The sequence below is a fragment of the Halomonas sp. BC1 genome, from assembly GCF_002078135.1.
Taxonomy (GTDB): domain Bacteria; phylum Pseudomonadota; class Gammaproteobacteria; order Pseudomonadales; family Halomonadaceae; genus Vreelandella; species Vreelandella stevensii.
On the sequence record NZ_LFGS01000007.1, the window covers coordinates 1 to 24,178 of the forward strand.

Here is a 24,178-nt window from a genome sequence, read left to right on the forward strand (position 1 = left end):
GCCGACCTGAAAACGAAGATGGCGAGTGGTTTTCTCTTGTAGAATCAGGATGTTCCTGCCAGAACACGATTCAAGAGGACCACTCGCCATGGGTGAAAGCCTATCCACCTGGACGCCCTCGTGCAACGGCTCTGTCCGTGTCGAGCTGAGCGGCCACCGCACCACCAGCGACAGCGGCGCTTTGTTGCTGCGCGAAGCCCTCGACAGCAGCGGCGTGATCGAGGCGCTGGAAGACAATCTGGTCGACTTCCGCAACCCGCTACGCATCCGCCACTCGCTGGCCAGCCAGCTGCGTACCCTGGTGCTGCAACGGGCGATGGGCTGGATCGATCTCAGCGATACCGACACGCTGTGCCATGACCCGGTCTGGCAGTTGGCCTGCAGTGATGCACGGGGGATGACGCCCCTCGCCCAGGAGCGGCCGTCCCAAGCCACGCTGTCGCGGTTGCTGACCTGTCTCGGCAGCGACGACAACATCGATGCCGTGCACGAAGGCCTGCTGCGGCTGGTGGTCTGGCGGCTGACCTCGCTGAAGAACGGCGAACGTCCCAAGCAGCTGACGCTGGACATCGACGGCCTGCCGATCGAGGTTCACGGCCACCAGGGCGGCTCGGCCTATCATGGCCTGTACGGCGCACGGATCTATTCGCCGCTGGTCGCTTCGCTGGCCGAAACCGGTGACATGGTGGGCGGCCTGCTGCGCGAGGGCAACGCCGGCCCGGCCGAGAATGCTGACACCTGGATCCCCCACCTGGTGAAGCGGCTCAACGAGAGCACCGGTGCCCAGGTTCGGGTGCGTATCGATGCCGGATTCACCGACAATGACACGCTGGAGGCGCTGGAAGCGCGCGACATCGAGTACCTGGGCCGGTTACGTAGCCACAAGGGCCTTCAAAAACTGGCAGCGCCCTTCCTGAAGCGGCCCCGCGGCCGACCGCCTGAACAGCCTCGAGAATGGTGCCATGACCTTGAGTACCAAGCGGGTTCCTGGTCGGCACCGCGTCGCGTGGTGTTGGTGGTGCAGGAGCGCCCCGATGACCTGCTGCTGCATGCCTTCTTCCTGGTCACCAACCTCGGCAAGTTCGACTGGCCGCCAGAGAAGGTCCTGGCGCTCTACCGCAAGCGCGGGAGCGCCGAGGCCCACATGGGCGAGGTGAAGTCGGCGCTGGACGTGCACCTGTCGTCGACGGATCGCGGTGCCTCCACGGTTCAGGAGGTCATGGCCCGCAACGAGGTGAGCTTGTTGCTGAGCCTCTACGCCTACCAGGTCCTGCATGGCCTGCGCTGCTTGCTGGTGCGTCAGACCCGGCAGGGCTGGAGCCTGAGCCGGCTGCGCGAGCAGGTACTCAAGGTCGCCGCCACGCTGAAGCTGCACGCCCGGCGCATCACCGTTCACCTCGGCGATGCGGCTGACAAATGGTGGCCTGCCTTGCTGAAGGGGCTGCCGAAGCTGACCGCGCTGGGCTGACTCGTCGGCGATATCACCCCCGATCCCTGCGCCAAGCAGCTCTACTTCGGCTGACGGTGACGGCTGCACGAATGACGGCAATTCATTCCTTTAGGCTATAAATAGAGCGAGAATTTGCGCTTTTTTGCATATGACAGCGGGTTCTCATGCTGCCAACGGCGGTGCCGGTGGGCCGGTGTTGGCAGCGAGGGCTGAAAATCCACTCAGCCAGCGCCCTCATGAATAAGGCGGGGTAAGCTCTTGATATGTTTGGCGCGCCCGGCAGGAATTGAACCTGCGACCTTCGGCTTCGGAGGCCGACACTCTATCCAACTGAGCTACGGGCGCTTTGGGTGCGTATCGTACCCGTGTGGGCGCGTGGTGTCCAGCCGCTTGGCGGTTTTCGGTGCGTAGATGATTGACCGTTTTCCCTGCGGTGGTGCATGCTCTGGGGGCACTTTTGCGCCTCGCACCTACCCTGATCCGTTTGGGAACATAATAAATGAAAACATTTGCACGTAGTACGCTGGCACTGGGCATCTCACTGGCGCTGGTTGGCGCCGCGAACGCCAACGAATTTGCCGACATGAACCCCGTCACCCTTCGCCTGGCCCACGTGGTGAACGAGCAGGATGGCTTCCATATTGCCGCCACCAAGTTCGAAGAGCTGGTGGAAGAGCGCACCGAAGGCAAGGTGAACATCGAGATCTTCCCCAACGCCTCGCTGGGCGATGAGCGCACGCTGCTGGAAGGCATGCAGATCGGCACCGTGGACATGGGCGTGATCACCAACGGGCCGGTGGCCAACTTCGTGGAAGAGATGGCGGTCTTCGAACTGCCCTTCCTGTTCCCCACTCCCGAAGCCGCCTATGGCGTGCTGGATGGCCCCATCGGCCAGGAGCTGCTGGACAAGCTGGCCGACGTGAACCTGAAAGGCCTGGCCTACGCCGAGCGCGGCTTCCGCAACCTGACCAACAGCGAGCGCGCCGTGAACTCGCCGGAAGACCTGGATGGCCTGCGCATTCGCGTGATGGAAAACCCGGTTTACACCGATACCTTCCGCGAGCTGGGGGCCAACGCCATCCCGATGGCCTGGACCGAAGCGCTGACCGCCATGCAGCAGGGCACCATCGACGGCCAGGAAAACCCGGTGAACGTGATTCACTCGTTCAAGCTGGATGAAACCCAGAACTACATGACCCTCTCACGCCACACCTACGCCCCGGCAATTTTCGTGATGGGCATGCCCGCCTGGAACCAGCTGCCGGAAGCCGCCCAGGACGTCATCCGCCAGGCCGCCCAGGAAGCCGCCGAGCATGAGCGTCAGGTGAACGCCGATATGGAAGCCGAACAGCTGGCTGCCCTGCGCGAGGCGGGCATGGAAATCAACGACTCCCCCGATATGGAAGCCTTCCAGGCCGCCGTTGCGCCGGTTTATGAGAAGTACGGCCAGCAGTTCGGTGATTACCTGCCGCGCATTCAGGAGGCGCTGAATCAGTGATGCCCTTTGCACAGCCTCTTTTGACGCTGCTGCAACGCATTGAACGTGGGCTGGATGCCATCATCCAGCCCGTCGTGTTTGCGGGCATGGCAGCTTTGATCGGTGTGATCACGCTACAAATCGTGTCCCGGGTGTTTTTCAGTGCCGTGGGCTGGACCGAAGAGGTCGCGCGGTTTCTGCTGGTATGGATCACCTTTCTCGCGGGCACGCTGGCCTTCCAGCGTGGGCGGCACATTGCGGTCACCTTTGCGGTGGATGCCCTGCCCCTGCCGCTGCGCAAGCTGGCCAGGTTGGCCGCGCTGGCCATCGTGCTGGCCTTCATGGTCACGCTAGTGGTCATCGGCCATCGCTACATGCAGGTACAAAGCTTTCAGAAGTCGGCCGCGCTGCGTCTCTCGATGACCTACGTCTACGCCGTCATTCCGCTCTCGGCGGGCATCATGGCGTGGTATGCGCTGGTAGACATGGTCGAGGTGCTGGTTCACGGGCAGCCCATCACCGCCCAGGAGGAAGTGCTATGACGCTGGTGCTGTTCGGGCTGTTCTTCCTGTTCATGCTGCTGGGCGTGCCGATTGCCTTTGCCATTGGCGCCAGCACGCTCTACGCCCTGCATCAGTCGGGGGTGCCACTGATGGTGGTCACCCAGCAGATGTTCCAGGGCATCAACTCGTTCGCCCTGGTGGCCATTCCCATGTTTATCCTGGCCGGTGATTTGATGGCCCAGGGCAAGGTCAGCGAGCGGCTAGTGAGCTTTGCCGATTCGCTGGTGGGCTTCATGCGCGGCGGGCTCTCGGTGGTCTCGGTGATGGCGGGCATGTTTTTCGCGGCCATTTCCGGCTCGGGGGCGGCCACCACGGCGGCGGTGGGGTCTAGCCTGGTGCCGGAGCTGAAGCGCAAGGGCTACGACCCCGCCTCGGCGGCCAGCCTGATCGCCGCCAGCGGCACCATCGGCGTGGTGATCCCGCCTTCGGTGCCGATGATCATCTACGCGGTGATCGCCCAACAGTCGGTCTCCAAGCTGTTCCTGAACGGCTTCTTGCCGGGGCTGGCCATGGGCCTGGCGCTGATGGCCATTGCCATCACCCAGGCGTACAAGCGCCAGTACCCGAAAGGCACACCGCTCTCGCTGGCCACCATTTGGCGCACGTTGAAAGCGGCCAGCTGGGGGCTGATGACGCCGGTGATCATTCTGGGGGGTATCTTCTCGGGGATTTTTACGCCGTCGGAAGCGGCGGTGGTGGCGGTGAACTACGCGCTGCTGGTGTCGCTGTTCGTGTACCGGGACTTGACCCTGCCCCAGGTGTACAAGCTGTTGATCCGCTCGGCGATGACCACCGCCGTGATCATGCTGGTGATTGCCATGTCGGCGGTGCTGAGCTGGACGCTCTCCAGCTGGCAGGTGCCCGGTGCGATTGCCCAGTCGGTGCTGTCGCTCTCCACCAACCCCTACGTGATCATGCTGCTGGTGGTGGCGGTGATTCTGCTGACCGGGGTGTTCATCGAGACGGCCAGCGCCTTGATCATCCTAACCCCGGTGCTGCTGCCGCTGGTGCTGCAGCTGGGCATCGACCCGATCCACTTCGGGCTGATCATCGTGGTGGGGCTCTCGATTGGCATGATTACTCCCCCCGTGGCCATCAACCTGTACGTGGCCTCGTCGGTGACCCAGCTGCCGCTGGAGCGCATTACGCAAGCCATCCTGCCGTACCTGCTAGGGCTGATTGGCGTTCTGCTGCTGGTGGTTTACGTGCCCATCCTGCTGGGCTGGTCGGGCCACTGAACCTACGCCTCGGCCTCTATCACCTCGCGGGCGGTGACCTTTCACCGCTCGCGGGATATGCGTTAGAGGCTTAGCCCTCTTCTGCCAGATTACGCCCTGGCGTGCCTGCGTCAAATGCCAGCACGTTCTCAAACGCATCGCCAAAGTAGAGCTCGTAGCTGTCTTTCTCCACGTAGCCCAGGTGGGGCGTGGCCAGGAAGTTGGGCAGCGCCAGCAGCGGATGCTCGGTCACCGGCTCTTCGTCGAACACGTCCACGGCGGCCATGCCGGGGCGGCCAGCCTTCAGCGCCGCTTCCAGTGCACCCGCTTCGATCAGCGGGGCGCGGCTGGTATTCACCAGCACGGCGGTCGGCTTCATGCTGGCCAGGTTGGCGGCGGTGACGATCCCGCGGGTTTCCGGGTTCAGTCGCAGGTGCAGGCTCAGCACATCGCTGCGTTCGAAGAATGCTTCCTGCGAGGTGGCGACTTCCAGCCCCGCCTCGGCGGCCCGCTGGCGGGTGCCCTCGCGGCCCCATACCAGCACGTTCATTTCGAACGCCTGGCCGTAGCGGGCCACCAGTTGGCCAATCTTGCCGTAGCCAAACACGCCCAAGGTGCGCCCTTTCAGGCCCATGCCCAGGGTCCGCTGCCAGCGGCCTGCCTGGAGGTTTGCCACCTCTTCGGGAATGCGTCGCATGGCCGAGAGCACCAGCCCCCAGGTGAGCTCCGCCGCCGCATAGGGCGAGCCGGTACCGGCCAGCACCACCACATCGTGCTCGCGGCAGGCTGCCATGTCCACATGCGCCGCGCCGCCGCCGGTTTGGCTGATCAGCTTGAGCCTGGGCAGCCGCGCCAGCAGGGACGCGGTAATCGGCGTGCGCTCACGAATCAGCACCAGCGCGTCGGCGTCTTTGAAGCGCTCGACCAGCGCGTCCTCATCGGTGACGGTGTCGTTGTAAATCGTCACCTGGTGGCCCGCCAGCTTGGCGAAGGCATCCAGGTCGCGCACACAATCCTGGTAATCATCGGGAATGACAATGTTCATCAAAGCGGCTCCTTGCTTGCTGCCTGCTTAGGGAAGTGCCCTGTTTCACGGCATGGCTGACATCACGCTGTCAGGCAGATACCTCTCGCTCGTACCTTACGTTCATACCTCACGCTCATACCTCAAGGTCAGCGCCCTGCCCACCTGGGCGCTGAGGGCCTGCCCGCTCGTCAACAATAAACGGAATCAGGAAGCCGCCCAAGGACATTTTCGTGGCGGCATTCGAGGTCACGCTGCCGACATACCATGACTCCACAGGCACATGGTTGCTGGGTTTATTCCGCCTCCGGCGGCACGAGGTCGCTGGGCACCTCGATACCGATCTCGCGGTAGTAGCGCAGCGAACCGGCGTGCAGCGGCGTGGTGGTGTTCTCCACCGAGATCTCCGGCGTCATCCCCCGGGCGGGGGCAAACGTTTCGCCCAGCCGTTCGATGTTCTCCCAGTAGGCACGGGTGAATGCGTAGCCCGCCTCTTCAGAGAGCTCATGGGTGGCGGCGATGCCGATGTAGGTGCCGAGCGTGGTGGCGGCGGTCATGTCTCGGTAGGTGCCTTCAGGAATTTCGGTGGCGGCCAGGAAAGGCAGCGCCTCGGTGACGGTGGACACCTGATCCTCAGTCATCGAGAGCACCCGCAGCGGGCGGGCGGAGTGCACTTCGGTGAACGCCGGGATAGGCGGAATGCCGTTGTAGCTGAAGCCGACGATGCGCCCATCCACCACGGCATCGGCGGCGTCCGACATGCTCATGCGCTGGAAGTCAGGCGAGATTCCCAGCGCATCGAACACCAGCTCGGTGATGTACTCGCCGCCCCCACCAATGCTGCTGGGGTTGAAGCGCGCGCCCTCCAGGCCCTCGAAGGTCTCGATGCCACTGTCCTGGCGCACGGCCCAGTGCATGGTGGAAGGTGCCACCCACAGCACGACGCGCATCTGCTCGATGGCGTCGTTCTCGTAGCGGCCCTCACCGTTGTAGGCCTCGTAGGCGCCCGGGGCGTCAATCAATCCCAGGTCAATCTCGCCACGGCCCAGGCGGATGGCGTTCTCCCTGGAACCACCGGTTTCGCGCACCGAGACTTCCAGCGGTGAATCGCCGCTCACCAGCCGCGAGAGTTCCGAAAAGCCGAAGTACCAGCCAGAAGCCGCCGGTGCCACGCCGATGCCGAGGGCCTCGTTGGCCACGGCCTGGGTAGCCACACCCGAGGCGACACCGGCGGTCAGCACCGCGGTGGCCAACGGGGTGAGCAGACGTTTTGGGAATAGCGTCATGGCAGTTCTCCATACTCAGTTATTGTTGTCGTTCGCCCGGTGGCGGCCGGGTCGTCGAAACACGGCCTCAGCGGCCGTTCTGCTCCTCTCGCCAGGCGGCCAACACCTCGCGGCGGGTGGCCAGGCCATTCGGGTCCAATGTGTCCTGTCGATCACTCATTAGGCGGACTCCTTGTGGGTGGGGGGCGTCATAGCTACCTCTGAGCGCTGATTTTTAAGGTACTGCCAGGCGAACAACCCGCCGATGACGCCAATACCCGCCACGTCGGTGATCAGTTGGCCGCTGATCAGCATCAACGCTGCCGCGAACAGCAGGCCGCGTTCCAGCCAGGAGCAGGGGCGCAGGAAGTAGCCGATGGTGGAGGCCGCTAGCGCCGTGATACCGATCACCCCGGAGCCCACCGCCAGGGCAATCTCCAGCACTGTGCCGTTGCCGAGCAGCGGCGGGTGAAAGATGAACATGTAGGGAATCAGGAAGCCGCCCAGCGAGATCTTGGTGGCCGTCAAGGCGGTGCGGAACCAGTGGGAGCCCGCGATGGCGCCGCCGATATAGGCGGCCAGCGCCACCGGTGGCGTGACCCCGGAGAGAATCGCGAAGTAGAGAATGAAGAGGTGCGCCGAAAGGCTCGGCAGCCCGGCTTCGATGAAGGCCCCTGCCACCACCGAGGCGGCCAGCATGTAAGCCGCCACGGTGGGCAGCCCCATACCGAGGATGATCGCCACCACCATGGCCAGCACCAGGGTCACCAGCACGTCACCACCGCTGACCACCAGAATGACCGAGGAAACCTTCAGCCCCAGGCCGGTCAGGCTGATCACCGAAGCGATGATCGCCACGCTGCCGATGATGACCGCGATCATGGCGGCGGTCATGGCACCCGCCTCCAGCGCTGCGGGCAGCGACTTGAGGCGCTCCACGAAGGTGCCCGGGCTGCGCCAGGAGAATAGGTAAAGCGCCATGGCGGTGAAGTAGGCGGCCACCGCCGCCGTGGTGGGGGTATAGCGCATCACCAACAGGGTGATCAGCACGATCAGAGGAATCAACAGGGTCTCGATGTTGAACAGACCCTCGCGCAGGCTGGGGCGCTGGGATTTGGGAATCGGCGACAGACCCAGGCGCTTGGCCTCGAAGTGCACACTCATCCAGATCGCGAGATAGAAGAGCAGCGCGGGAATGAGGGCGGCGCTGATGATAGCGAGGTAGCTGGTCGAAATGACGTCGGCCATGACGAAGGCGGCGGCCCCCATGATGGGCGGCAGTATCTGACCACCGGTAGAGGCAGCTGCCTCGGTGGCCGCAGCAAAGCGCGGGCTGTAGCCGTTCTTCTTCATCATCGGGATGGTGAACACCCCGGTGGTGGCCACGTTGGCAGCGGTACTGCCGCTGATACTGCCGAACATGGCGCTACACAGGGTGGCGGCCTTGGCGGGGCCGCCCGAGAGGCGACCGGTGGCGGCATTGGCCAGGCGCATGAAGCTGTCGCCGCCGCCGGTGGTCACCAGCAGGGCGCCGAACATGATGAACACGACGATCACCGTGGACGAGGTGCGCATCAGGCTACCGTAGACGCCGGTAGGGCTCAGGTAGAAGGTCGCTACCAGGTCATCCCAGCGGAAGCCGCCATGCCCCCAAACGCCCGGCAGGTGCTGGCCGAAGGCGGCATAGGAGAGCGCGATGAGTACAAGGATGGGGAAAGCAAGGCCGATGGCTCGGCGGCAGGCTTCCAGCAGCAGCAGAATGGCCGAGACACCAAAAATGATATCCAACTGGGTGGGCATCAAATAGCCCAGCTGATAGATGATTCGGTCAAAGTGGATCACGTAATAGATGCTGACGACCACGCCGAGGATGATCGGCACCAGGTCATACCAGGGAATGCGGTTGGCATCGCGGCTACGGCAGCTGTAAGCCAGAAAAATCAGCGGCAGCGCGAACAGCAAGTGGATCGCATTCTGGGTGTTCATGGGGCCGGTGAGGGCCGTATAGAGATGAAACAGCGCCATGGAGACCGCCGCCAGGCGCGTGACCATGAACCAGAAGCCGGACAGCTGGCGCTTGCCCGAGTCCTCCGAATATTTCTCAACGACGTTGGGGTTTGCAGGGGTGTCCATTGGGATAGCTCCCGCACCGCAGCACGATAGGATGGCGGCGCGTCAGGATAAGGGCATCAGAAGCTTCTGCGGGCGATGGGCCCGCAGAAGTAGAGGGTTACTGCGCTTCAGGAGGGATGATTTCCTCGGGGATGTCGAGCCCCAGGTCGTCCCGGTAGTAGCGCAGGGCACCGGCATGCAGTGGGAAGGTCGCATTGTCGATCACCACCTGCGGCGTCACCCCTTGGGCAGGCTGGAAGGAGTTGGCCACCTGCTCGTGGTTCTCCCAGTAAGCCTTGGTGATGTCATAGACCGAGTCTTCACTCAGGCTGGCGTTAGCGGCCACGCCCATGTAGATGCCCAGCGACGTGGTATCGGGCATGCCGCGATAGGTGTCGGCAGGGATCACGGTGCTGGCCAGGAAAGGCAGTTCTTCGGTGACCGCCTCGACCTGTTCGTCCGTCAGCGACAGCAGGCGCAGCGTGCGAGAGGAGTGCACCTCGGTGAAGGCGGGAATGGGCGGCACGCCGTTGTAGCTGAAGCCGACCAGGCGTCCGTCGATCACCCCTTCGGCGGCATCATCGATGCGCATGCGCTGGAAGTCGGGTTCTATGTTCAGGATATCGAACACCAGCTCGGTGATGTACTCGCCGCCGCCGCCGATGCTGCTAGGGTTGAAGCGCGCCCCGTTGAGCCCTTCGAAACTCTCGATGCCGGAGTCTTCGCGCACGGCCCAGTGCATGGTGGAGGGGGCAATCCAGTAGATCAGGCGGGCATCGGGGTTGGGCGTGTCTTCGAAGCGGCCGGTGCCGTTGTACATTTCGTAGCCTACCAGCGCCTCGGTGAAGGCCAGGTCAAGCTCGCCACGGGTCAGGCGGATGGCGTTCTCGCGGGTACCGCCTGTTTCACGCACGGTGATTTCGTAGTCCGTGTTGGCGCTGATCACCCGAGCGCCTTCGGAGATGCCGAAGAACCAGCCGGTTCCCGTGGGCACCGCGCCAATGTTGAGCGAGGTATTGGCCTGGGCAATGGCGGCAGTCAGTGCGCCTACGGCAAGCAGGGAAGCGGGAAGCAAGTGGCGTAAGGTTAGCGTCGTCATTGTTATATCCTCGAAGCGTCGGGAAGCATGTTGTGCTGTTATGTGCTGCGAAAGGCTCTGGGCCTCTCCCGATAACCAGTTAAGCAAGGGGATCGCTTAGTGGTGCTTAAAGTGATAACGCCAAAGCGACAGGCTGTATATTGGTGATTGATGAACCTGCCTTCTCCAAACGCGAAAGCAGAACCATGGTGTCATGACTCAGGCGGGGCCGATGGCGTAGTCGCGCATCTGCAGGTCGAGGGCGACCTTGACGAACAGCCTGAGTGACGTGGGGTCGAGCTTCATGTCAGCTGCCGTGCCAGGTCGAGGAAGTCCTCGGCCACCAGGTCGAAGCAGGGGTCGATGCTCAGGTCCGGCGTGGCCGTGGGACCAAACTCCAGCGGGCGCTTCACGAACGCCGTGCGCATGCCTTCCCGGTGGGCGGCCTGCAGGTCGTCCTGGTGGGCGGCCACCATCAGAATCTGCGAGGGTTTCAGGTCGAGGAGATTGGCCGCCATGTGGTACACCTCGGGGTCGCGCTTGTAGTGCCCGGCAAGCTCGGAGGAGAGCACGCAGTCCCAGGGAAGCCCCGCGTGGCGGGCCATGTTCACCAGCAGCGACACGTTACCGTTGGAGAGCGTGGCCAGAATGAAGCGCTGCTTTAGCGTCTGCAGCCCTTCGACGCTATCCGGCCAGGGCGTGAGGCGATGCCATACGCGGTTCAGGTACTGCTTGTCGGCCTCGCTCAGCTGGTCGGCCACGCCGAACTCTTCCAGCAGGGTATCCAGCGTCATGCGGTGCAGCGCATCCAGCTTGGTCCAAGGCAGCTCCCCCTGACGTACGCGGTTCATGGCCGGGGCGTAGCCTGCCCGCCAGCGGTCGGCAAACGCCGGCCAGTCGATGGCCAGGCCCTTGGCGGCGTTGAGCTGTTCGCCTTCGCGAATGACGCTGCCGCGCCAGTCCACCACGGTGCCAAACACATCGAAGGTGAGCGCCTTGATGTCATCAAAGAAATCAGTGGTCATGGGGTGTCTCCTGAGGGGATAGCAGATGGTCGACCAGATGACGCGCCACCACCGGAAGGCCCGCGTGATGGCGCATGCCAATCACCAGTTCCCGGGTAGCCCATTCGTCGGCCAGCGGAATCATGCGTAGCTTGAGGTCTTTCAGGTCTCGATAGAGCGTGCGCTGGGGCAGTACCCCCACGCCCAGGCCGTAGTGAATCATGCGGCAGATGGCATCGAAGCTGCGCACCTGTATGCGCATGCGTAGGTTTCTACCGGCCTGGCTGGCCTGTTCATGCAGCAGCGATTGCAGCGAGGCGTCCTGTTGCAGCCCCACGAAATCGTACTCCGCCGCCTGGTGCAAATAGAGCTTGTCGTGCTCCGCCAGCGGGTGGTCCTGCGGGGTGACCAGCACCAGCTGGTCCCGCCGATAGGGGCGCACCTCCAGCTCATCGGCGGCCACGTGGCTGGCAAAGATGCCGATATCGGCCACGCCGTCGCGCACTGCCGCAATCGCTTCGCTGCTGGTGCGCTCCTGCAGGTCGATCTTGATCTGCGGGTACTCCCGGGCAAAGGCGCTCAGGTCCTGGGGCAGAAAAGCAATGATCGCCGAGGTATTGGAATGAATCCGCACGTGGCCCCGCACGCCTTCGCCGTACTCGCTCAGCTCGGCCTGCAGCCGAGCCACATCTTCCAGAATACGCCGGGCGTGGTGCAGGAAGGCCCTGCCAGCGGGGGTCAGCTCAACGCCGCGTGGCCGACGATACAGAAGCTCGGTGCCCACCAACGTCTCCAGGTCGCTGACCCGCTTGCTGACCGCCGCCAGCGCCAGGTGCTCACGCTCCGCCGCAGCGGTCAGGCGCCCTTCGTCGGCAATCGCGACGAACAGTCTGAGCGTGACAAAATCGAATCGCAGCATGGCATTACCTGGTCAGTGGTTGGAAACGTGGTCGAAAACATCGTTGGAAAAAGTACCGCGCGTCGCCTCAGGGTTCGCCAGTGACGAACGCCCGTTTCCTGATTGCCTAATTGTGGTGCTCGGCAGGCTCGCAGATGCTTGATGGACAACAACAGTCGAGTCTGCATCCAGACTCGCTTGCTCGCTCAAGCGTTACCAGGAGTCTCTATTATGACGACGCGACAGCTTCCTCTCGATGGACTTAAAGTCGTAGAGCTTGGCCAGCTCATCGCCGGTCCGTTTGCCACCAAGCTGCTGGGGGAGTTCGGGGCGGACGTGATCAAGATCGAGCCTCCCGGCACCGGCGACCCCCTTCGCAAATGGCGTATTCTCGAAGAGGGCACCTCGCTGTGGTGGCACGTCCAGAGCCGTACCAAGCGTTCGGTGACGCTGGACCTGCGCAGTGAACAGGGTCAGGAGGTAGTGCGCCGCCTGGCCGCCGAAGCCGATGTGATCGTCGAGAATTTTCGCCCCGGCACGCTGGAAAGCTGGGGGCTAGGCTACGACACGCTGGCAGCCCGGAACCCTGGCTTGATCATGGTGCGGGTTTCCGGCTTTGGCCAGACCGGCCCCTACCGCAACAAGCCAGGCTTTGGGGTGATTGGCGAGGCCATGGGCGGGCTGCGCTACTTGACCGGCCACCCCGGCGAGCCTTCGGTGCGGGTGGGGGTCAGCATCGGCGACTCGCTCTCGGCGCTCTACGCGGTGATCGGCACCCTGCTGGCCCTGCAGGAGCGCCAGCGCAGCGGCCTGGGGCAAGAGATTGATGTGGCCCTGTACGAATCCGTGTTTGCCATGATGGAGAGCCTGCTGCCGGAGTTCGATGCCACCGGCCAGGTGCGGGAGCCCAGCGGCAGCGCGCTGCCCGGCATTACGCCCTCCAACGCCTACCGCACCTGCGAAGGCGAATACGTGCTGATCGCCGGTAATGGCGACAGCATCTTCAAGCGCTTGATGGGTGTGATTGGCCGTGAGGATCTCGCCAACCACCCCGCCATGGCCCACAACGATGGCCGCAGCCAGCACGCCAGCGAAATCGATGCGGCCATCGAAGCCTGGACCCAGACCCGCCGCCGCGACGATATTCTCAGCGCCCTGGACGACGCCCGCGTACCGGCAGGCTTCCCCTACACCGCCGCCGATATCGCCAGCGACCCCCACTACCTTGCCCGGGAGATGATCCAGAGCGTCACCCGCGCCGATGGCCGCGCTCTCAAGGTGCCGGGCGTGCTGCCCAAGCTGAGCGCCACCCCCGGCAGGCTGGGGCAAGGCGGGCCGACGCTGGGCGCCCACACCGATGACGTACTGGAAGAGCTGGGCATCGATGCCGCCACCCGCGACAAGCTGCGCCAAGCGGGCATCATCTAACCGGAGACCCCCATGACTACCCTGCAAATCAACGAAGTGGCCCCCCGCGATGGTTTTCAGAGCGAAGAGCGCTTTATCCCCACCGAGCAGAAAGTCGCGCTGATCGACGCTCTCACCGCCACCGGCATTGCGCGCATCGAGGCCACCTCCTTCGTCTCGCCCAAGGCCATTCCCAACCTGCGCGATGCCGCCGACGTGGTGAATGCCATTCAGCGCCGCGACGGCGTGGAGGTCACCGTGCTGGTGCCCAACGTCAAGGGAGCCGAGCGGGCGCTGACCTGCGGCGTGGATGAAATCAACCTGGTAATGTCGGCCAGTGACGCCCATGGCCGCGCCAACCTGCGCATGACGCCAGAGGCGTCGCTCGAACAGTTCGCCTCGATCATTCAGCTGGCACAGGGGAGCGGCGTGTTCATCAATGCCTCGCTCTCCACCACCTTTGGCTGCCCCTTCGAAGGCAAGGTGCCCGACGCCCGCGTGCTCAGCCTGATCGAACAGCAGCTGGCGCTAGGCGTGGAAGGCATCACGCTGTGCGATACCACCGGCGTGGCCAACCCCGCCCAGGTCGGCGCGCTATGCCGCCAGGTGCTGGAGCGTTTTCCCGGCGTGCCGTTCACGCTGCATTTCCACAACACCCGGGGCATGGGGCTGGCCAACGCCCTGGCGGCGTGGCAAGCGGGCATCCTGCGATTCGATGCCTCGCTGGGTGGCCTGGGCGGCTGCCCGTTTGCCCCCAGCGCCACGGGCAATGTCTGCACCGAAGACCTGGTGCACATGTTCGAGCAGATGGGCGTCGCCACCGGTGTCAACCTGCCCGCGTTACTGGATATTTCCGCCACCTTGCCAGCGCTGATCGGCCACGACACGCCCGGCCAGGTGGTGAAAGCCGGCAGCGCGGACCGCTGCTACGCCCTGCCCTGAACACGTTTTTCCCCTACCTCCTCTGAGCTTTCGATAACAACGACAATCGGATAACTGACCATGACCTCAACCTCCCCTGCTCAACCGTTAAACCTTGCCCAGCAACTGCTCCAACGCCATCTCGTCAGCGGCGAGTTGACCCCTGGCAGTGAAATCGCCCTGCGCATCAACCAGGCCCTGCTGCAGGACGTGCTGGGCACGCTGGTGATGCTGGAGCTGGAAGCCATGGGGCTCGACCGTGTACACACCGAGCCCAGCGTACAGTACATCGACCACGGCCTCGTCCAGGCCGACAACCTGAACGCCGAAACCTACCTGTTTCTGAAAAGTGCCTGCGAACGCTTTGGCGTGTGGTATTCAGGCCCCGGCAACGGCATCAGCCATCCGGTGCATATGGAAAACTTCGGTGTGCCCGGTGAATCCATTGTGGGTTGCGATAGCCACACCACGGCAGCAGGCGCGCTCGGCATGCTGGCGATTGGCGCAGGCGGCATTGAAGTGGCCATGGCGATGGCGGGCGAGCCGCTGTATATCACCATGCCGAAAATCTGGGGCATTAAGCTTGAAGGCCAACTGCCCGACTGGGTCTCAGCCAAGGATATTGTGCTGGAGCTTTTGCGCCGCCACGGCGTGGCAGGCGGCAAAAACACCATGATTGAGTATTACGGGCCGGGGCTAAAGCACCTTTCCGCCATGGACCGCCATGTGCTCGCCAACATGGGCACCGAAATGGGGGCAACGGCCACGGTGTTCCCCAGCGATGACGAGACCCGGCGCTTTTTGGCCTCCCGAGGCCGGGAAGCCGACTGGAGCCCGCTGGCTGCCGAGCCCGGCTGCCACTACGACCTGCACGAGACCCTCGACCTCAGCCAGCTGGAACCCATGATTGCGCTGCCCTCCAGCCCGGATAACGTCGTCACCGTGCGTGAGGCGGCGGGCCAGCCGCTGCATCAGGCGTACATCGGGTCGTCGGGTAACCCCGGCTTCCGCGATTTTGCCGTGGTGGCCGAGATCGTGCGCGGCAAGCAGGTGGCCGACGGCGTTTCGCTGGATATCAATCCCTCTTCCCGCCAGGTGCTGACCTCGCTCATCGAGCAGGGCTACCTGGCCGACCTGGTCGCCAGCGGCGCACGGCTGCACCAGGCGGGCTGTAATGGCTGTATCGGGATGGGACAAGCGCCCGCCGTGGGGCTCAACAGCCTGCGTACCGTGCCGCGCAATTTTCCCGGGCGCTCCGGCACGCGGGAAGACAGCGTATTTTTGTGCAGCCCGGAAACCGCCGCCGCCTCGGCGGTGGCCGGGGTGATCACCGACCCACGCACCCTCGATATGCCCTACCCTCGCCCCCAGGAGCCCGCCCGAATCGAGGTAAACCGTGCCCTGTTCAACGCGCCGCTGCCTCCCCATGAAGCAAAGCTGAAAGCGCTGCAGAAGACCGACAACACCCCGGCCCTGCCAGAGCTCGCCCCATTGCCGGACCGCCTGGAAGTGCCGGTGCTCCTGGTCACCGGCGACAATATCTCCACCGATGACATCATGCCTGCCGGGCAGCGGGTGCTGCCCTACTGGAGCAGCGTGTATGCCTCGGCCCCCTTCACCTTCGAGGCAGTCGACCCGCACTATGCCGAGCGCGCAGAAAGCACTCGCACCCAGGGTGGACACGCGATTATCGGCGGAACGAATTACGGCCAAGGCTCCAGCCGCGAGAATGCCGCACTGGTGCCGCGCTATTTGGGGCTACAGGTGGTGGTCGCGAAGAGTTTTGCGCGGATTCACTGGCAAAATCTGATCTGCTTTGGTGCCCTGCCCCTCACCTTTACCCGCGAGGAAGACAGCGCCCGGCTAACCCAGGGCGACTGCCTGGTGATCGAGGGGCTCTACGCGCAGCTGGAACGCGGGGACACGCTGACCGCGCATATCCCCGGCAAGGGCGAGCTGACGCTGCATCATGGGCTCAGCCCCCGCCAGCGGGAGCTGATTGCGCAAGGTGGCGTGATCAACCACCTGCGCCAGCGTCACGCTTAGAACTCTTCCCAGTCGTCTGCACTGTGCCCGACAGACGACGGCTTGGCGGCCAGGGCTGGGCGCTTGAGTTCCTGGGCCGCCCCCATGCCGTTGGCGGGCAACGCTTGGCGCGCCCCGCTGCGTGACGGCGCCGAGGCGCTGTCTTCTCCCAGCACGAACGAGTTGATCAGCTCGTTCAAATGCTCGGCGTGACGGCGCATATCCGCCGCGGCGGTGGTGGCCTCTTCCACCATGGACGCGTTCTGCTGCGTCATGGTGTCCATTTCGGCCACGGCGGTGTTGATCTGGCCAATCCCGCTGCTCTGCTCTTTTGCACCCGCGCTGATTTCCCCGATCACGTCGGTCACCTTGGACACGCTCTCGACGATCTCACGCATGGTGGCGCCGGCGCTGCGTACCAGCTCGGCACCCGAGTGGGTATGCTGCACGGACGTATCGATCAGCGCCCGAATCTCTTTCGAGGCGCTGCTGGAACGGCTGGCCAAGGTGCGCACTTCTTCGGCGACCACCGCAAAGCCACGGCCATGCTCACCCGCACGGGCGGCCTCCACCGAGGCATTGAGTGCCAGGATGTTGGTTTGGAAGGCAATGGCATCGATCATGGTGATGATGTCGCTGATCTGCGTAGCAGAGTCATTGATATCGCGCATGGTGCTCTCTACCTGCCCCATGGCCCGCTCACCCTGCTGGGCGACTTCCGCCGTCGACTGCACCAGCTTGTTGGCCTGCTGCGCATTGTCGGCGCTATGGTTCACGGTGGAGGTGATTTCTTCCATGGAGGCAGACGTCTGCTGCAGGTTGGCAGCGGCCTGTTCTGTGCGGGTAGCCAGCTCTTCGGAGCTGCGCGCAATCTCTCCTGCTGAGTGGTAGACGCTCACGGTGCTGCGACGCACGTCGCGCAGCGTTTCCTGCATGCGCGCTACGAATGCATTGAACTGCACCGCCAGATTGCCGATTTCATCGCGGCTTTCGACTTCCAGGCGACGCGTCAGGTCGCCGCGCCCCAGGGCAATATCATGCATGGCGCTGGCCGTGCGTTTGATGGGCCCCACCAGGCGACGCACGAATCCAAACGCCAACAGGGCAACCCCGGAAAACAGCCCAGCACCCAGCAGTGAGGCAAACAGAATCGAGTCGCGCAGATTGGCATTGGCAGCCGCTTCCAGCTCGGCCACCGACACATCGACATCCACCACATAAACGCCTGCCCCGATCATCCAGCCCCATTTTTCGAGGCGGTCGATATAGGAGTGCTTGGTTTCCACATCGCTGGTGCCTGGGTATTCCCAAGGATACTCGTAGAAGCCGCCGCCAGACTGAGCGATACGAATCATGTCGCGAATCATGTAGTCACCCGAAGGTGTCTGGAGGTCGATCAGATTGGTGCCCTGGCGGTCCGGAGAAAAAGGCAGCACGATATTGGTGCCATCGTACTCATAGACGAACACATAGTTGTTGCCTTCAAACCGCATGGCCCGAAGCATCTCGGCCGCCTGTGCCTTGGCTTCGGCATCGTTGGCATCAGCAGCATCATAAATCGGCGCAATGGCAGTGGTGGCCATCTGGACGATGTCACGTACGGAGTTACGCCGCTCGGTAATCAGCAGCTCGCGCTGCTCCGCCAGCGAAGCGCGGGTATCTTGAGTACGGCTGTAAGCATCGAAGCTGACCAGGGCAATGGTCACCAGCAGCAGGGGCAGCAGCACGAGGGCCAATACTTTGGTTTGCAAGCCAAAGGAGCGAGACGCAGGAGAAGCGTGGGTGGGCATGGAGACATCCCTTGAGGTCAGAGGAAATTTGGATTTTTTATCCAATTAATATCGACCAGGAATGTGCCATCTTTAGCCACTTTTCGACATTTATTACTTTGCTAACAAATAATTAATAGCTGACACGCGGTTTCATAACATGGGTTAAGGCTATCAGGGACTTATCAGTTCAATGTAGCTGAGTGGTGGCCAGGGACGGCCCGTTTTGGCACGAGGCTGACCACACTCTTCCGCTGCCCTGACCGCTTACCGCCTGGTCAGGGCAGCTTTTTATCAGGCGCTTGCTGCCGCTGGGCGCCGCTCTTCCAGCATGCCTTTGTCGAGTATGAAGCGAATGATCTCTTCGAGGCCAACGCCATCGTAGAGGTTGGTGAACACGAACGGGCGTTCGCCGCGCATTTTCTTCGAATCTCGCTCCATCACTTCCAGCGACGCGTGTACCTGCTCGGCGATATCGATCTTGTTGATGATCAGCAGGTCCGACTTGGTAATGCCCGGGCCACCCTTGCGTGGAATCTTGTCGCCTGCGGAGACGTCGATCACGTACAGGGTGAGATCGGAAAGCTCGGGGCTGAAGGTGGCGGAGAGGTTGTCGCCACCGGACTCTACCAGCACCAGCTCCAGGCTGGGGTGGCGGGCGTGCAGCTCGTCAATGGCCGCCAGGTTCATCGAAGCATCTTCCCGAATCGCCGTGTGCGGGCAGCCGCCGGTTTCCACCCCCAGGATGCGGTCGGCTGGCAGCGCATCGTGGCGCAGCAGGAAGTCGGCGTCTTCGCGGGTGTAGATATCGTTGGTGACCACGGCAATATCGTAGTGGTCGCGCAGCGCCGAACAGAGCTGCTTGAGCAGCGCGGTTTTGCCGGAACCTACCGGGCCACCCACGCCAACGCGTAAACAGTGAGTCATTGTCTTCTCCTGAATGATGCCAGTTAACTTCTAAATAAGCGGGAGTATTGGGTTTCATGCAGGGCGCTGGCCAGGGCCACACCGGGCAGCACGGGGCCCAGCGCGTCGTCGTCCAGGTACTTCGCCCGGTCGACGGCCACGACCAGTTCGCTGCGTAGCCGCTCGATGATACGTTGTGCCGCAGTATGCCCCAACGGCAGCGCTTTACAGGCCACGGCCAGCTGGTTTTCCAGCCAGGCCCAGGCAAACCCCAGCTGCGCCTGATGAACGGGAATGCCCCGTTGATAAGCCGCCCAGCTGAACATCGTGACGTAACCCGCCTGCGGTGGCAAAAGCGGCGTCAGTGAGTCTTCACCTGGCAGCCGTTCATCGTTTGGCAATAGCGCCAGGCTGCCCAGCAGCCGCGTGAGTGACGCGCCCAGGCGGCTATCCTCTGCGGCCAGTTCGGCGGTTTCACGGGTAGCGGCCAGCCAGTGGTCCCACTCGGCGACCGTGTCGCCTTGCTGGTCGGCAAAGGCGCCGTATAGCCGGTCGATCACCGGCAGCTCACAGCGGGTCAGGCCATCTTCCAGCACCCCAGACAGCCACTCGCTCAGGCTCTCTTCATCGCGGACCCAGCCCAGCTCGAAGGCGCTTTCCAGCCCTTGGGAAAAGGCGAAGGCGCCGATGGGCAGCGCCGGGCTCACCAGTTGCAGCAAGCCCAGCAGCGCCAGGTCCGGCGAGGTGTCTGGCTTAGTGGGCATGGCTGTGTCCATGTCCATGTCCATGTCCATGGTCGTGGTCGTGGTCGTGCTCGTGGTCGTGCTCGTGGTCGTGGTCGTGAGCATGGGAATGCCCGTGGCCATGGCTATGACCATGGCCGTGCGAATGCCCACCCCCCACCTGGTTATAGGCGCCCGGCTCGGGGTCGAAGGTGGCGTTGTGGTGCTCGAGCGTCGCGCCCAGCAGCTCGGCCAGCTCTTCGAGAACGTGGTCGGGTGGGAAACGCACCCAGCCGCCCTGCTGGTCTTCTCCCAGCGCCAGCTGCACATGGCGATTGCCGAGGTGGTACGCCAGCCGTGCTAGGGGTAAGCCAGTACTCACTCGCGCGGTCACCACGGGCTCGATGGCGGCACAAACGCGCACGATCTCGCCATTTTCGGCTTTCAAGCCGTCACCATCGCGCAATACCGGGCCGCGATCCAGAAACAGGCCCAGCGGCTGGCCGCTGTCGCTTTCGGCTTTCAAGCGGCCACGAATGCGCAGCTCGAAGGGCAGTGTCAGCGTGTCGCTGGCGGTGTCCTCATCTACGGGGCCGAGGCGTTCAATCAGTTTCAACATCGATATCGTCCTGTTATAGCCTTGGGGGGCTCGCCGGGAGCAGCCCTACGAGAGGGCGCTGTAAATACCTCCCTGTACGCTACTTTTGCCATCCATGGCAAAAGACCCTCTCTACGGGCTGCCCCCGGCTCTCGTGTCGCCTAGGATATGTCTTACATTCAAAACAAGTGATACCGCTGCGCCAGCGGCAGTTCAGTGGCGGGTTCGCAGGTGAGCAGTTCGCCGTCGCAGCGTACTTCGTAGGTTTGCGGGTCGACGGTGAGCTCTGGGCAGGCGTCGTTGAGCTTCATGTCCTTTTTACGCACGCCGCGCACGTTCTTGCAGGCCGACAGCGTACTTTGCAGGCCCAGCCGCTCCTTGATGCCCGCATCGATGGCCGCCTGGCTGACGAAGTTGAGCCTTACCTGGCTGGCCGCCCGGCCAAAGGTGCCGAACATGGGGCGGTAGTGCACCGGCTGCGGCGTGGGAATCGAGGCGTTGGGGTCGCCCATGGGCGCTCCGGCAATCATGCCGCCTTTCAAAATCAGCGCCGGTTTGACGCCGAAGAAGGCGGGCTTCCACAGCACCAAATCGGCCAGTTTGCCCACTTCAATGGAGCCTACTTCATGGGCGATGCCGTGAGTAATGGCGGGGTTGATGGTGTATTTGGCGATATAGCGCTTGGCGCGCAGGTTGTCAGCCCCCAGCGCTTCATCTTCCGGCAACAAGCCGCGCTGCACTTTCATTTTATGGGCCGTTTGCCAGGTGCGGCAAACCACTTCACCCACCCGGCCCATGGCCTGGGAGTCAGAGGCGATCATCGAAATCACGCCCAGGTCGTGGAGGATATCCTCGGCGGCGATGGTTTCGCGACGAATACGTGAATCGGCAAAGGCCACGTCTTCGGGAATATTGGGGTCCAGGTGGTGGCAGACCATGAGCATGTCGAGATGCTCGTCGATGGTGTTCACCGTGTAGGGCCGCGTGGGGTTGGTGGAGGACGGCAGCACATACTCCTTGGAGCAGGCAGTGAGAATGTCCGGGGCGTGGCCGCCGCCTGCACCTTCGGTGTGGTAGGTGTGGATGCCGCGCTCTTTGAAGGCCGCTAGGGTGTCTTCCACGAAGCCGGATTCGTTGAGCGTATCGGTGTGGATGGCGATCTGCACATCGTACTTTTCCGCCACGCTCAGGCAGGTGTCGATGGAGGCGGGGGTGGTGCCCCAGTCCTCATGCAGCTTGAGGCCCATGGCACCGGCTTCCAGCTGCGCCTCGAGCCCTTCCGGCAGGCTGGCGTTGCCTTTGCCCAGCAGGCCGATGTTCATGGGCAGGTCGTCCACGGCCTGGAGCATCTTGCCAATGTGCCACTCGCCGGGGGTGCAGGTGGTGGCGTTGGAGCCGGTGGCGGGGCCAGTGCCACCGCCCAGCATGGTGGTAACGCCGCTCATCAGCGCTTCTTCCACCTGCTGGGGGCAGATGAAGTGGATATGGGCGTCGATGCCACCAGCGGTGAGGATCTTGCCTTCACCGGCAATCACTTCGGTGCCGGGGCCAATGACGATCTCGACATCGGGCTGGGTGTCGGGGTTGCCTGCCTTGCCAATGGCAGCGATGCGGCCATTTTGCAGCCCCACATCGGCTTTGACGATGCCCCACCAGTCGAGAATCAGCGCGTTGGTGATCACGGTGTCCATCACCGAGGCATCCTGGCGCTGGCTTTGGCCCATGCCATCGCGGATCACCTTGCCGCCGCCGAACTTCACTTCTTCACCGTAGTGGGTGGCGTCTTTTTCGACTTGAATCCATAGCTCGGTGTCGCCCAGGCGCACGCGGTCGCCTACCGTGGGGCCGTACATATCGGCGTAGGCGCGCCGACTGATTCTGTTTACCGGTTTCATGTATTGCCTCTCCTAAAAGATGAAGCTTGGCAGTGGGGAGCCTAATCGCCTGACGCCATTAGCTATTCAGAGGACGATCCAGCGGCCCCATCACATCGCCACGGAAGCCGTAGATTTCCCGCTTGCCGACGAACGGTATCAGCGTGACTTCGCGGGTTTGGCCGGGTTCGAAGCGGATGGCGGTGCCTGCGGCGACGTCCAGCCGGTAGCCACGGGTTTTATCGCGGTCAAACACCAGCGCCGGATTGGCTTCGGCAAAATGGTAGTGGGAGCCGAGCTGAATAGGGCGGTCGCCGGTATTGGCCACCTCTACGCTGATGCGTTCGCGACCCGCACACAGCTCGATATCCTCTTCGTGCAACTGATACTCACCGGGAATCATGGCGCTCTCCTAGCGGTGGATGATTAGGCTTTTTCTGAAAAGTCGGCGAGCGAAGACCAGACAAGGCAAAAATCGGCGACAAATCGTCAGGATTGACGATTTGGGCAGCTCCGCTGCTCAAAGAGCGAGCGACAAGGATGTCGCGAGTCCAAAGACGGAGTTTACGAGCTGTAAATGAGTACTTTGAGCCGATTTTTAACGCCGTATGGTCAAGCGCAGCCAGTTTTCAGGTAGAGCCTAGTTGATAGGGGTGTGTACGGTGACCAGCTTGGTGCCATCGGGGAAGGTGGCTTCCACCTGCACTTCATCGACCATCTCGGCCACGCCTTCCATGACATCGTCACGGGTGAGGATCTCGCGGCCGTAACTCATCAGGTCAGCGACGCTGCGGCCGTCTCGTGCGCCTTCCATAATTTCAAAACTAATCAGCGCCACCGCCTCGGGGTAGTTGAGTTTCAGGCCGCGCGCCTTGCGCCGCTCGGCAAGCTGGGCGGCCGTGAACAGCATCAGCTTGTCTTTATCTCTTGGGGTCAGTTCCATGGAGTGTCTCCAGCATCATCGAGGTGTTGCCAATCAGGTTAGCCAAATACGCGGGGTATGCGCATCGCGTTCGATCCAGCGCGGGCGTAGTAGCTGCCAGGCGTGTTCACACAGGGCCCAGGCTTCGTTTCGGGATGCACCTAAATAGCGCATCAGCAGTACGCCATGGCGCTCCGTCACTGCCCAGCGGGGGTTATCCGGCAGCGCCTCGCGCAGTGCTTCGATGGCCGCCGGGGCATCATCGAGCCCCACGGCCCAAAGCGTGGCCTGCACCGTCGCGCCGCCCTGCCCCCAGCGGCCCACGAAGCGCGGGTGTGCGGGGTCCAGCGGCTGGCGCTCCAGCCATAGCGGCTTGCCGTCCAGAGTCAGGCGGAAGTGCTGCTCGATCTGCCCGGAAACGTAGGGTAAATCGCTGGCCGGGCGGCCAAGCGCCATCACTTCCCAGCCCAAGCAGCGGGCGTCACCGTGCAGCGCAATATGGGTGCGCTGGTGGCCCCTGGAGCCATTGAATGCAATGGTCTCCTGAGGCAGCCACTCCAGGGTAGCGCCCGCCTCCACCGTGAGTTCGGTGAGCTGGGTCCAGGCAACTCCTTGGCTGTCGGCTTTGTAAAGCTTGTTGGCAGCGGGCGTGGTGAGCAGCGCGTGGGCGCCGCGTTCCACATGGGCACGGATGGTCAGCGCATCACCGCTCACCAGCCCGCCGGGCGGGTGCAACACGTAAACGTGGCACGCTTCCTGGCTGCCTTCCGGGTAGAACGGGCGCTGCACCCGTAGCGGCCCCTGGTGGCGCGCTTGTATGAGCCGCGTCACGCCTTGGCGATCCGCGAAGCGCAGCGCCAATGACGCAGCCCAGCGGCGCTCTGCATCAAAGCGGTGGCCAGAGGCAGCCTCTGGCAGGGCGGATTCGCTTGTCGTCATGGGGTGT

21 protein-coding genes and 1 tRNA gene are annotated in these 24,178 nt (G+C 63.2%); 7 read left to right on the forward strand and 15 right to left on the reverse strand.

Features of this window, described 5'->3' with window-relative positions:
- The first annotated feature begins 49 nt into the window (after window positions 1–49).
- A complete protein-coding gene (locus tag B7L72_RS06685; protein WP_081193356.1) occupies window positions 50–1,468 on the forward strand; it encodes an IS1380 family transposase in 1,419 nt (472 codons plus the stop codon).
- A 250-nt stretch (window positions 1,469–1,718) separates the two neighbouring features.
- Here the strand turns inward: B7L72_RS06685 and B7L72_RS06690 are convergent.
- A tRNA-Arg gene (locus B7L72_RS06690) sits at window positions 1,719–1,795 on the reverse strand.
- Between the two features lie 154 nt (window positions 1,796–1,949).
- Between B7L72_RS06690 and B7L72_RS06695 the strand changes: the two genes are divergently transcribed.
- The 3 genes from B7L72_RS06695 to B7L72_RS06705 are packed head-to-tail and all read left to right on the forward strand — an operon-like array spanning window position 1,950 to window position 4,728.
- Window positions 1,950–2,948, forward strand: a complete 999-nt coding sequence (locus B7L72_RS06695; protein ID WP_081193358.1) for a TRAP transporter substrate-binding protein — start codon at window positions 1,950–1,952, stop codon at window positions 2,946–2,948.
- Window positions 2,948–3,469: a TRAP transporter small permease gene (locus tag B7L72_RS06700; protein WP_081193360.1), complete on the forward strand. Its 522-nt coding sequence runs from the start codon at window positions 2,948–2,950 to the stop codon at window positions 3,467–3,469. Before B7L72_RS06695 ends, B7L72_RS06700 begins: the two co-directional genes overlap by 1 nt.
- Window positions 3,466–4,728 carry a TRAP transporter large permease gene (locus B7L72_RS06705; protein WP_081193362.1) on the forward strand — a complete coding sequence of 421 codons (1,263 nt, stop codon included), beginning with the start codon at window positions 3,466–3,468 and terminating at the stop codon, window positions 4,726–4,728. The genes B7L72_RS06700 and B7L72_RS06705 overlap by 4 nt, the downstream gene beginning before the upstream one ends.
- A gap of 70 nt (window positions 4,729–4,798) precedes the next feature.
- Here the strand turns inward: B7L72_RS06705 and B7L72_RS06710 are convergent, their stop codons facing one another.
- The 6 genes from B7L72_RS06710 to B7L72_RS06735 form a co-directional block, all read right to left on the reverse strand.
- Complete coding sequence (locus B7L72_RS06710; protein ID WP_081193364.1) at window positions 4,799–5,752, reverse strand: D-2-hydroxyacid dehydrogenase family protein; 954 nt, start codon at window positions 5,750–5,752, stop codon at window positions 4,799–4,801.
- 275 nt (window positions 5,753–6,027) lie between these two features.
- Window positions 6,028–7,017 carry a TAXI family TRAP transporter solute-binding subunit gene (locus tag B7L72_RS06715; protein ID WP_016915344.1) on the reverse strand — a complete coding sequence of 330 codons (990 nt, stop codon included), beginning with the start codon at window positions 7,015–7,017 and terminating at the stop codon, window positions 6,028–6,030.
- Between the two features lie 159 nt (window positions 7,018–7,176).
- Complete coding sequence (locus B7L72_RS06720) at window positions 7,177–9,129, reverse strand: TRAP transporter fused permease subunit (protein ID WP_081193366.1); 1,953 nt, start codon at window positions 9,127–9,129, stop codon at window positions 7,177–7,179.
- A 97-nt stretch (window positions 9,130–9,226) separates the two neighbouring features.
- Window positions 9,227–10,207 carry a TAXI family TRAP transporter solute-binding subunit gene (locus B7L72_RS06725; RefSeq protein WP_081193368.1) on the reverse strand — a complete coding sequence of 327 codons (981 nt, stop codon included), beginning with the start codon at window positions 10,205–10,207 and terminating at the stop codon, window positions 9,227–9,229.
- 281 nt (window positions 10,208–10,488) lie between these two features.
- Entirely contained in the window at window positions 10,489–11,211 is a 723-nt protein-coding gene (locus B7L72_RS06730; protein WP_081193370.1) for a haloacid dehalogenase type II, read from the reverse strand.
- On the reverse strand, window positions 11,201–12,109 hold the full coding sequence (locus B7L72_RS06735) for a LysR substrate-binding domain-containing protein (RefSeq protein WP_039178548.1): 909 nt from the start codon (window positions 12,107–12,109) through the stop codon (window positions 11,201–11,203). The genes B7L72_RS06730 and B7L72_RS06735 overlap by 11 nt, the downstream gene beginning before the upstream one ends.
- Window positions 12,110–12,319: 210 nt before the next feature.
- Between B7L72_RS06735 and B7L72_RS06740 the strand changes: the two genes are divergently transcribed.
- From B7L72_RS06740 to B7L72_RS06750, 3 genes are read left to right on the forward strand one after another with little or no spacing between them, the layout of a single operon-like run.
- Window positions 12,320–13,516 (forward strand): CaiB/BaiF CoA transferase family protein, encoded by a 1,197-nt coding sequence (locus B7L72_RS06740; RefSeq protein WP_081193372.1) that lies wholly within the window; start codon window positions 12,320–12,322, stop codon window positions 13,514–13,516.
- A 12-nt stretch (window positions 13,517–13,528) separates the two neighbouring features.
- Window positions 13,529–14,437: a hydroxymethylglutaryl-CoA lyase gene (locus tag B7L72_RS06745; protein ID WP_081193374.1), complete on the forward strand. Its 909-nt coding sequence runs from the start codon at window positions 13,529–13,531 to the stop codon at window positions 14,435–14,437.
- Window positions 14,438–14,497: 60 nt separating this feature from the next.
- A complete protein-coding gene (locus B7L72_RS06750) occupies window positions 14,498–16,462 on the forward strand; it encodes an aconitate hydratase (protein ID WP_081193376.1) in 1,965 nt (654 codons plus the stop codon).
- On the opposite strand, the gene B7L72_RS06755 is transcribed toward B7L72_RS06750, so the two are convergent.
- The 8 genes from B7L72_RS06755 to B7L72_RS06790 form a co-directional block, all read right to left on the reverse strand.
- Complete coding sequence (locus tag B7L72_RS06755) at window positions 16,459–18,231, reverse strand: methyl-accepting chemotaxis protein (protein ID WP_081193378.1); 1,773 nt, start codon at window positions 18,229–18,231, stop codon at window positions 16,459–16,461. The genes B7L72_RS06750 and B7L72_RS06755 overlap by 4 nt on opposite strands.
- Before the next feature lie 273 nt (window positions 18,232–18,504).
- Entirely contained in the window at window positions 18,505–19,137 is a 633-nt protein-coding gene (gene ureG, locus B7L72_RS06760) for an urease accessory protein UreG (RefSeq protein WP_016915354.1), read from the reverse strand.
- A gap of 23 nt (window positions 19,138–19,160) precedes the next feature.
- Window positions 19,161–19,880: an urease accessory protein UreF gene (locus B7L72_RS06765; protein WP_016915355.1), complete on the reverse strand. Its 720-nt coding sequence runs from the start codon at window positions 19,878–19,880 to the stop codon at window positions 19,161–19,163.
- The gene (locus B7L72_RS06770; RefSeq protein WP_081193380.1) at window positions 19,870–20,457 is read right to left on the reverse strand and encodes an urease accessory protein UreE; all 588 of its coding nucleotides are present in this window, start codon (window positions 20,455–20,457) and stop codon (window positions 19,870–19,872) included. The genes B7L72_RS06765 and B7L72_RS06770 overlap by 11 nt, the downstream gene beginning before the upstream one ends.
- 158 nt (window positions 20,458–20,615) lie before the next feature.
- The gene (gene ureC, locus B7L72_RS06775; RefSeq protein ID WP_081135936.1) at window positions 20,616–22,331 is read right to left on the reverse strand and encodes an urease subunit alpha; all 1,716 of its coding nucleotides are present in this window, start codon (window positions 22,329–22,331) and stop codon (window positions 20,616–20,618) included.
- A 58-nt stretch (window positions 22,332–22,389) separates the two neighbouring features.
- Complete coding sequence (locus B7L72_RS06780; RefSeq protein WP_081193382.1) at window positions 22,390–22,713, reverse strand: urease subunit beta; 324 nt, start codon at window positions 22,711–22,713, stop codon at window positions 22,390–22,392.
- A gap of 237 nt (window positions 22,714–22,950) precedes the next feature.
- Window positions 22,951–23,253, reverse strand: coding sequence for an urease subunit gamma (ureA, locus tag B7L72_RS06785; protein ID WP_016915359.1), 303 nt, complete (start codon window positions 23,251–23,253; stop codon window positions 22,951–22,953).
- Window positions 23,254–23,286: 33 nt separating this feature from the next.
- The gene (locus B7L72_RS06790) at window positions 23,287–24,171 is read right to left on the reverse strand and encodes an urease accessory protein UreD (protein WP_081193384.1); all 885 of its coding nucleotides are present in this window, start codon (window positions 24,169–24,171) and stop codon (window positions 23,287–23,289) included.
- Window positions 24,172–24,178 lie beyond the last annotated feature (7 nt).

Coding starts and splice junctions, on each gene's coding strand:
- B7L72_RS06685 (WP_081193356.1), top strand. CDS start 50: ATGTTCCTGCCAGAACACGATTCAAGAGGACCACTCGCCATGGGTGAA.
- B7L72_RS06695 (WP_081193358.1), top strand. CDS start 1,950: ATGAAAACATTTGCACGTAGTACGCTGGCACTGGGCATCTCACTGGCG.
- B7L72_RS06700 (WP_081193360.1), top strand. CDS start 2,948: ATGCCCTTTGCACAGCCTCTTTTGACGCTGCTGCAACGCATTGAACGT.
- B7L72_RS06705 (WP_081193362.1), top strand. CDS start 3,466: ATGACGCTGGTGCTGTTCGGGCTGTTCTTCCTGTTCATGCTGCTGGGC.
- B7L72_RS06710 (WP_081193364.1), bottom strand. CDS start 5,752: ATGAACATTGTCATTCCCGATGATTACCAGGATTGTGTGCGCGACCTG.
- B7L72_RS06715 (WP_016915344.1), bottom strand. CDS start 7,017: ATGACGCTATTCCCAAAACGTCTGCTCACCCCGTTGGCCACCGCGGTG.
- B7L72_RS06720 (WP_081193366.1), bottom strand. CDS start 9,129: ATGGACACCCCTGCAAACCCCAACGTCGTTGAGAAATATTCGGAGGAC.
- B7L72_RS06725 (WP_081193368.1), bottom strand. CDS start 10,207: ATGACGACGCTAACCTTACGCCACTTGCTTCCCGCTTCCCTGCTTGCC.
- B7L72_RS06730 (WP_081193370.1), bottom strand. CDS start 11,211: ATGACCACTGATTTCTTTGATGACATCAAGGCGCTCACCTTCGATGTG.
- B7L72_RS06735 (WP_039178548.1), bottom strand. CDS start 12,109: ATGCTGCGATTCGATTTTGTCACGCTCAGACTGTTCGTCGCGATTGCC.
- B7L72_RS06740 (WP_081193372.1), top strand. CDS start 12,320: ATGACGACGCGACAGCTTCCTCTCGATGGACTTAAAGTCGTAGAGCTT.
- B7L72_RS06745 (WP_081193374.1), top strand. CDS start 13,529: ATGACTACCCTGCAAATCAACGAAGTGGCCCCCCGCGATGGTTTTCAG.
- B7L72_RS06750 (WP_081193376.1), top strand. CDS start 14,498: ATGACCTCAACCTCCCCTGCTCAACCGTTAAACCTTGCCCAGCAACTG.
- B7L72_RS06755 (WP_081193378.1), bottom strand. CDS start 18,231: ATGCCCACCCACGCTTCTCCTGCGTCTCGCTCCTTTGGCTTGCAAACC.
- ureG (WP_016915354.1), bottom strand. CDS start 19,137: ATGACTCACTGTTTACGCGTTGGCGTGGGTGGCCCGGTAGGTTCCGGC.
- B7L72_RS06765 (WP_016915355.1), bottom strand. CDS start 19,880: ATGCCCACTAAGCCAGACACCTCGCCGGACCTGGCGCTGCTGGGCTTG.
- B7L72_RS06770 (WP_081193380.1), bottom strand. CDS start 20,457: ATGTTGAAACTGATTGAACGCCTCGGCCCCGTAGATGAGGACACCGCC.
- ureC (WP_081135936.1), bottom strand. CDS start 22,331: ATGAAACCGGTAAACAGAATCAGTCGGCGCGCCTACGCCGATATGTAC.
- B7L72_RS06780 (WP_081193382.1), bottom strand. CDS start 22,713: ATGATTCCCGGTGAGTATCAGTTGCACGAAGAGGATATCGAGCTGTGT.
- ureA (WP_016915359.1), bottom strand. CDS start 23,253: ATGGAACTGACCCCAAGAGATAAAGACAAGCTGATGCTGTTCACGGCC.
- B7L72_RS06790 (WP_081193384.1), bottom strand. CDS start 24,171: ATGACGACAAGCGAATCCGCCCTGCCAGAGGCTGCCTCTGGCCACCGC.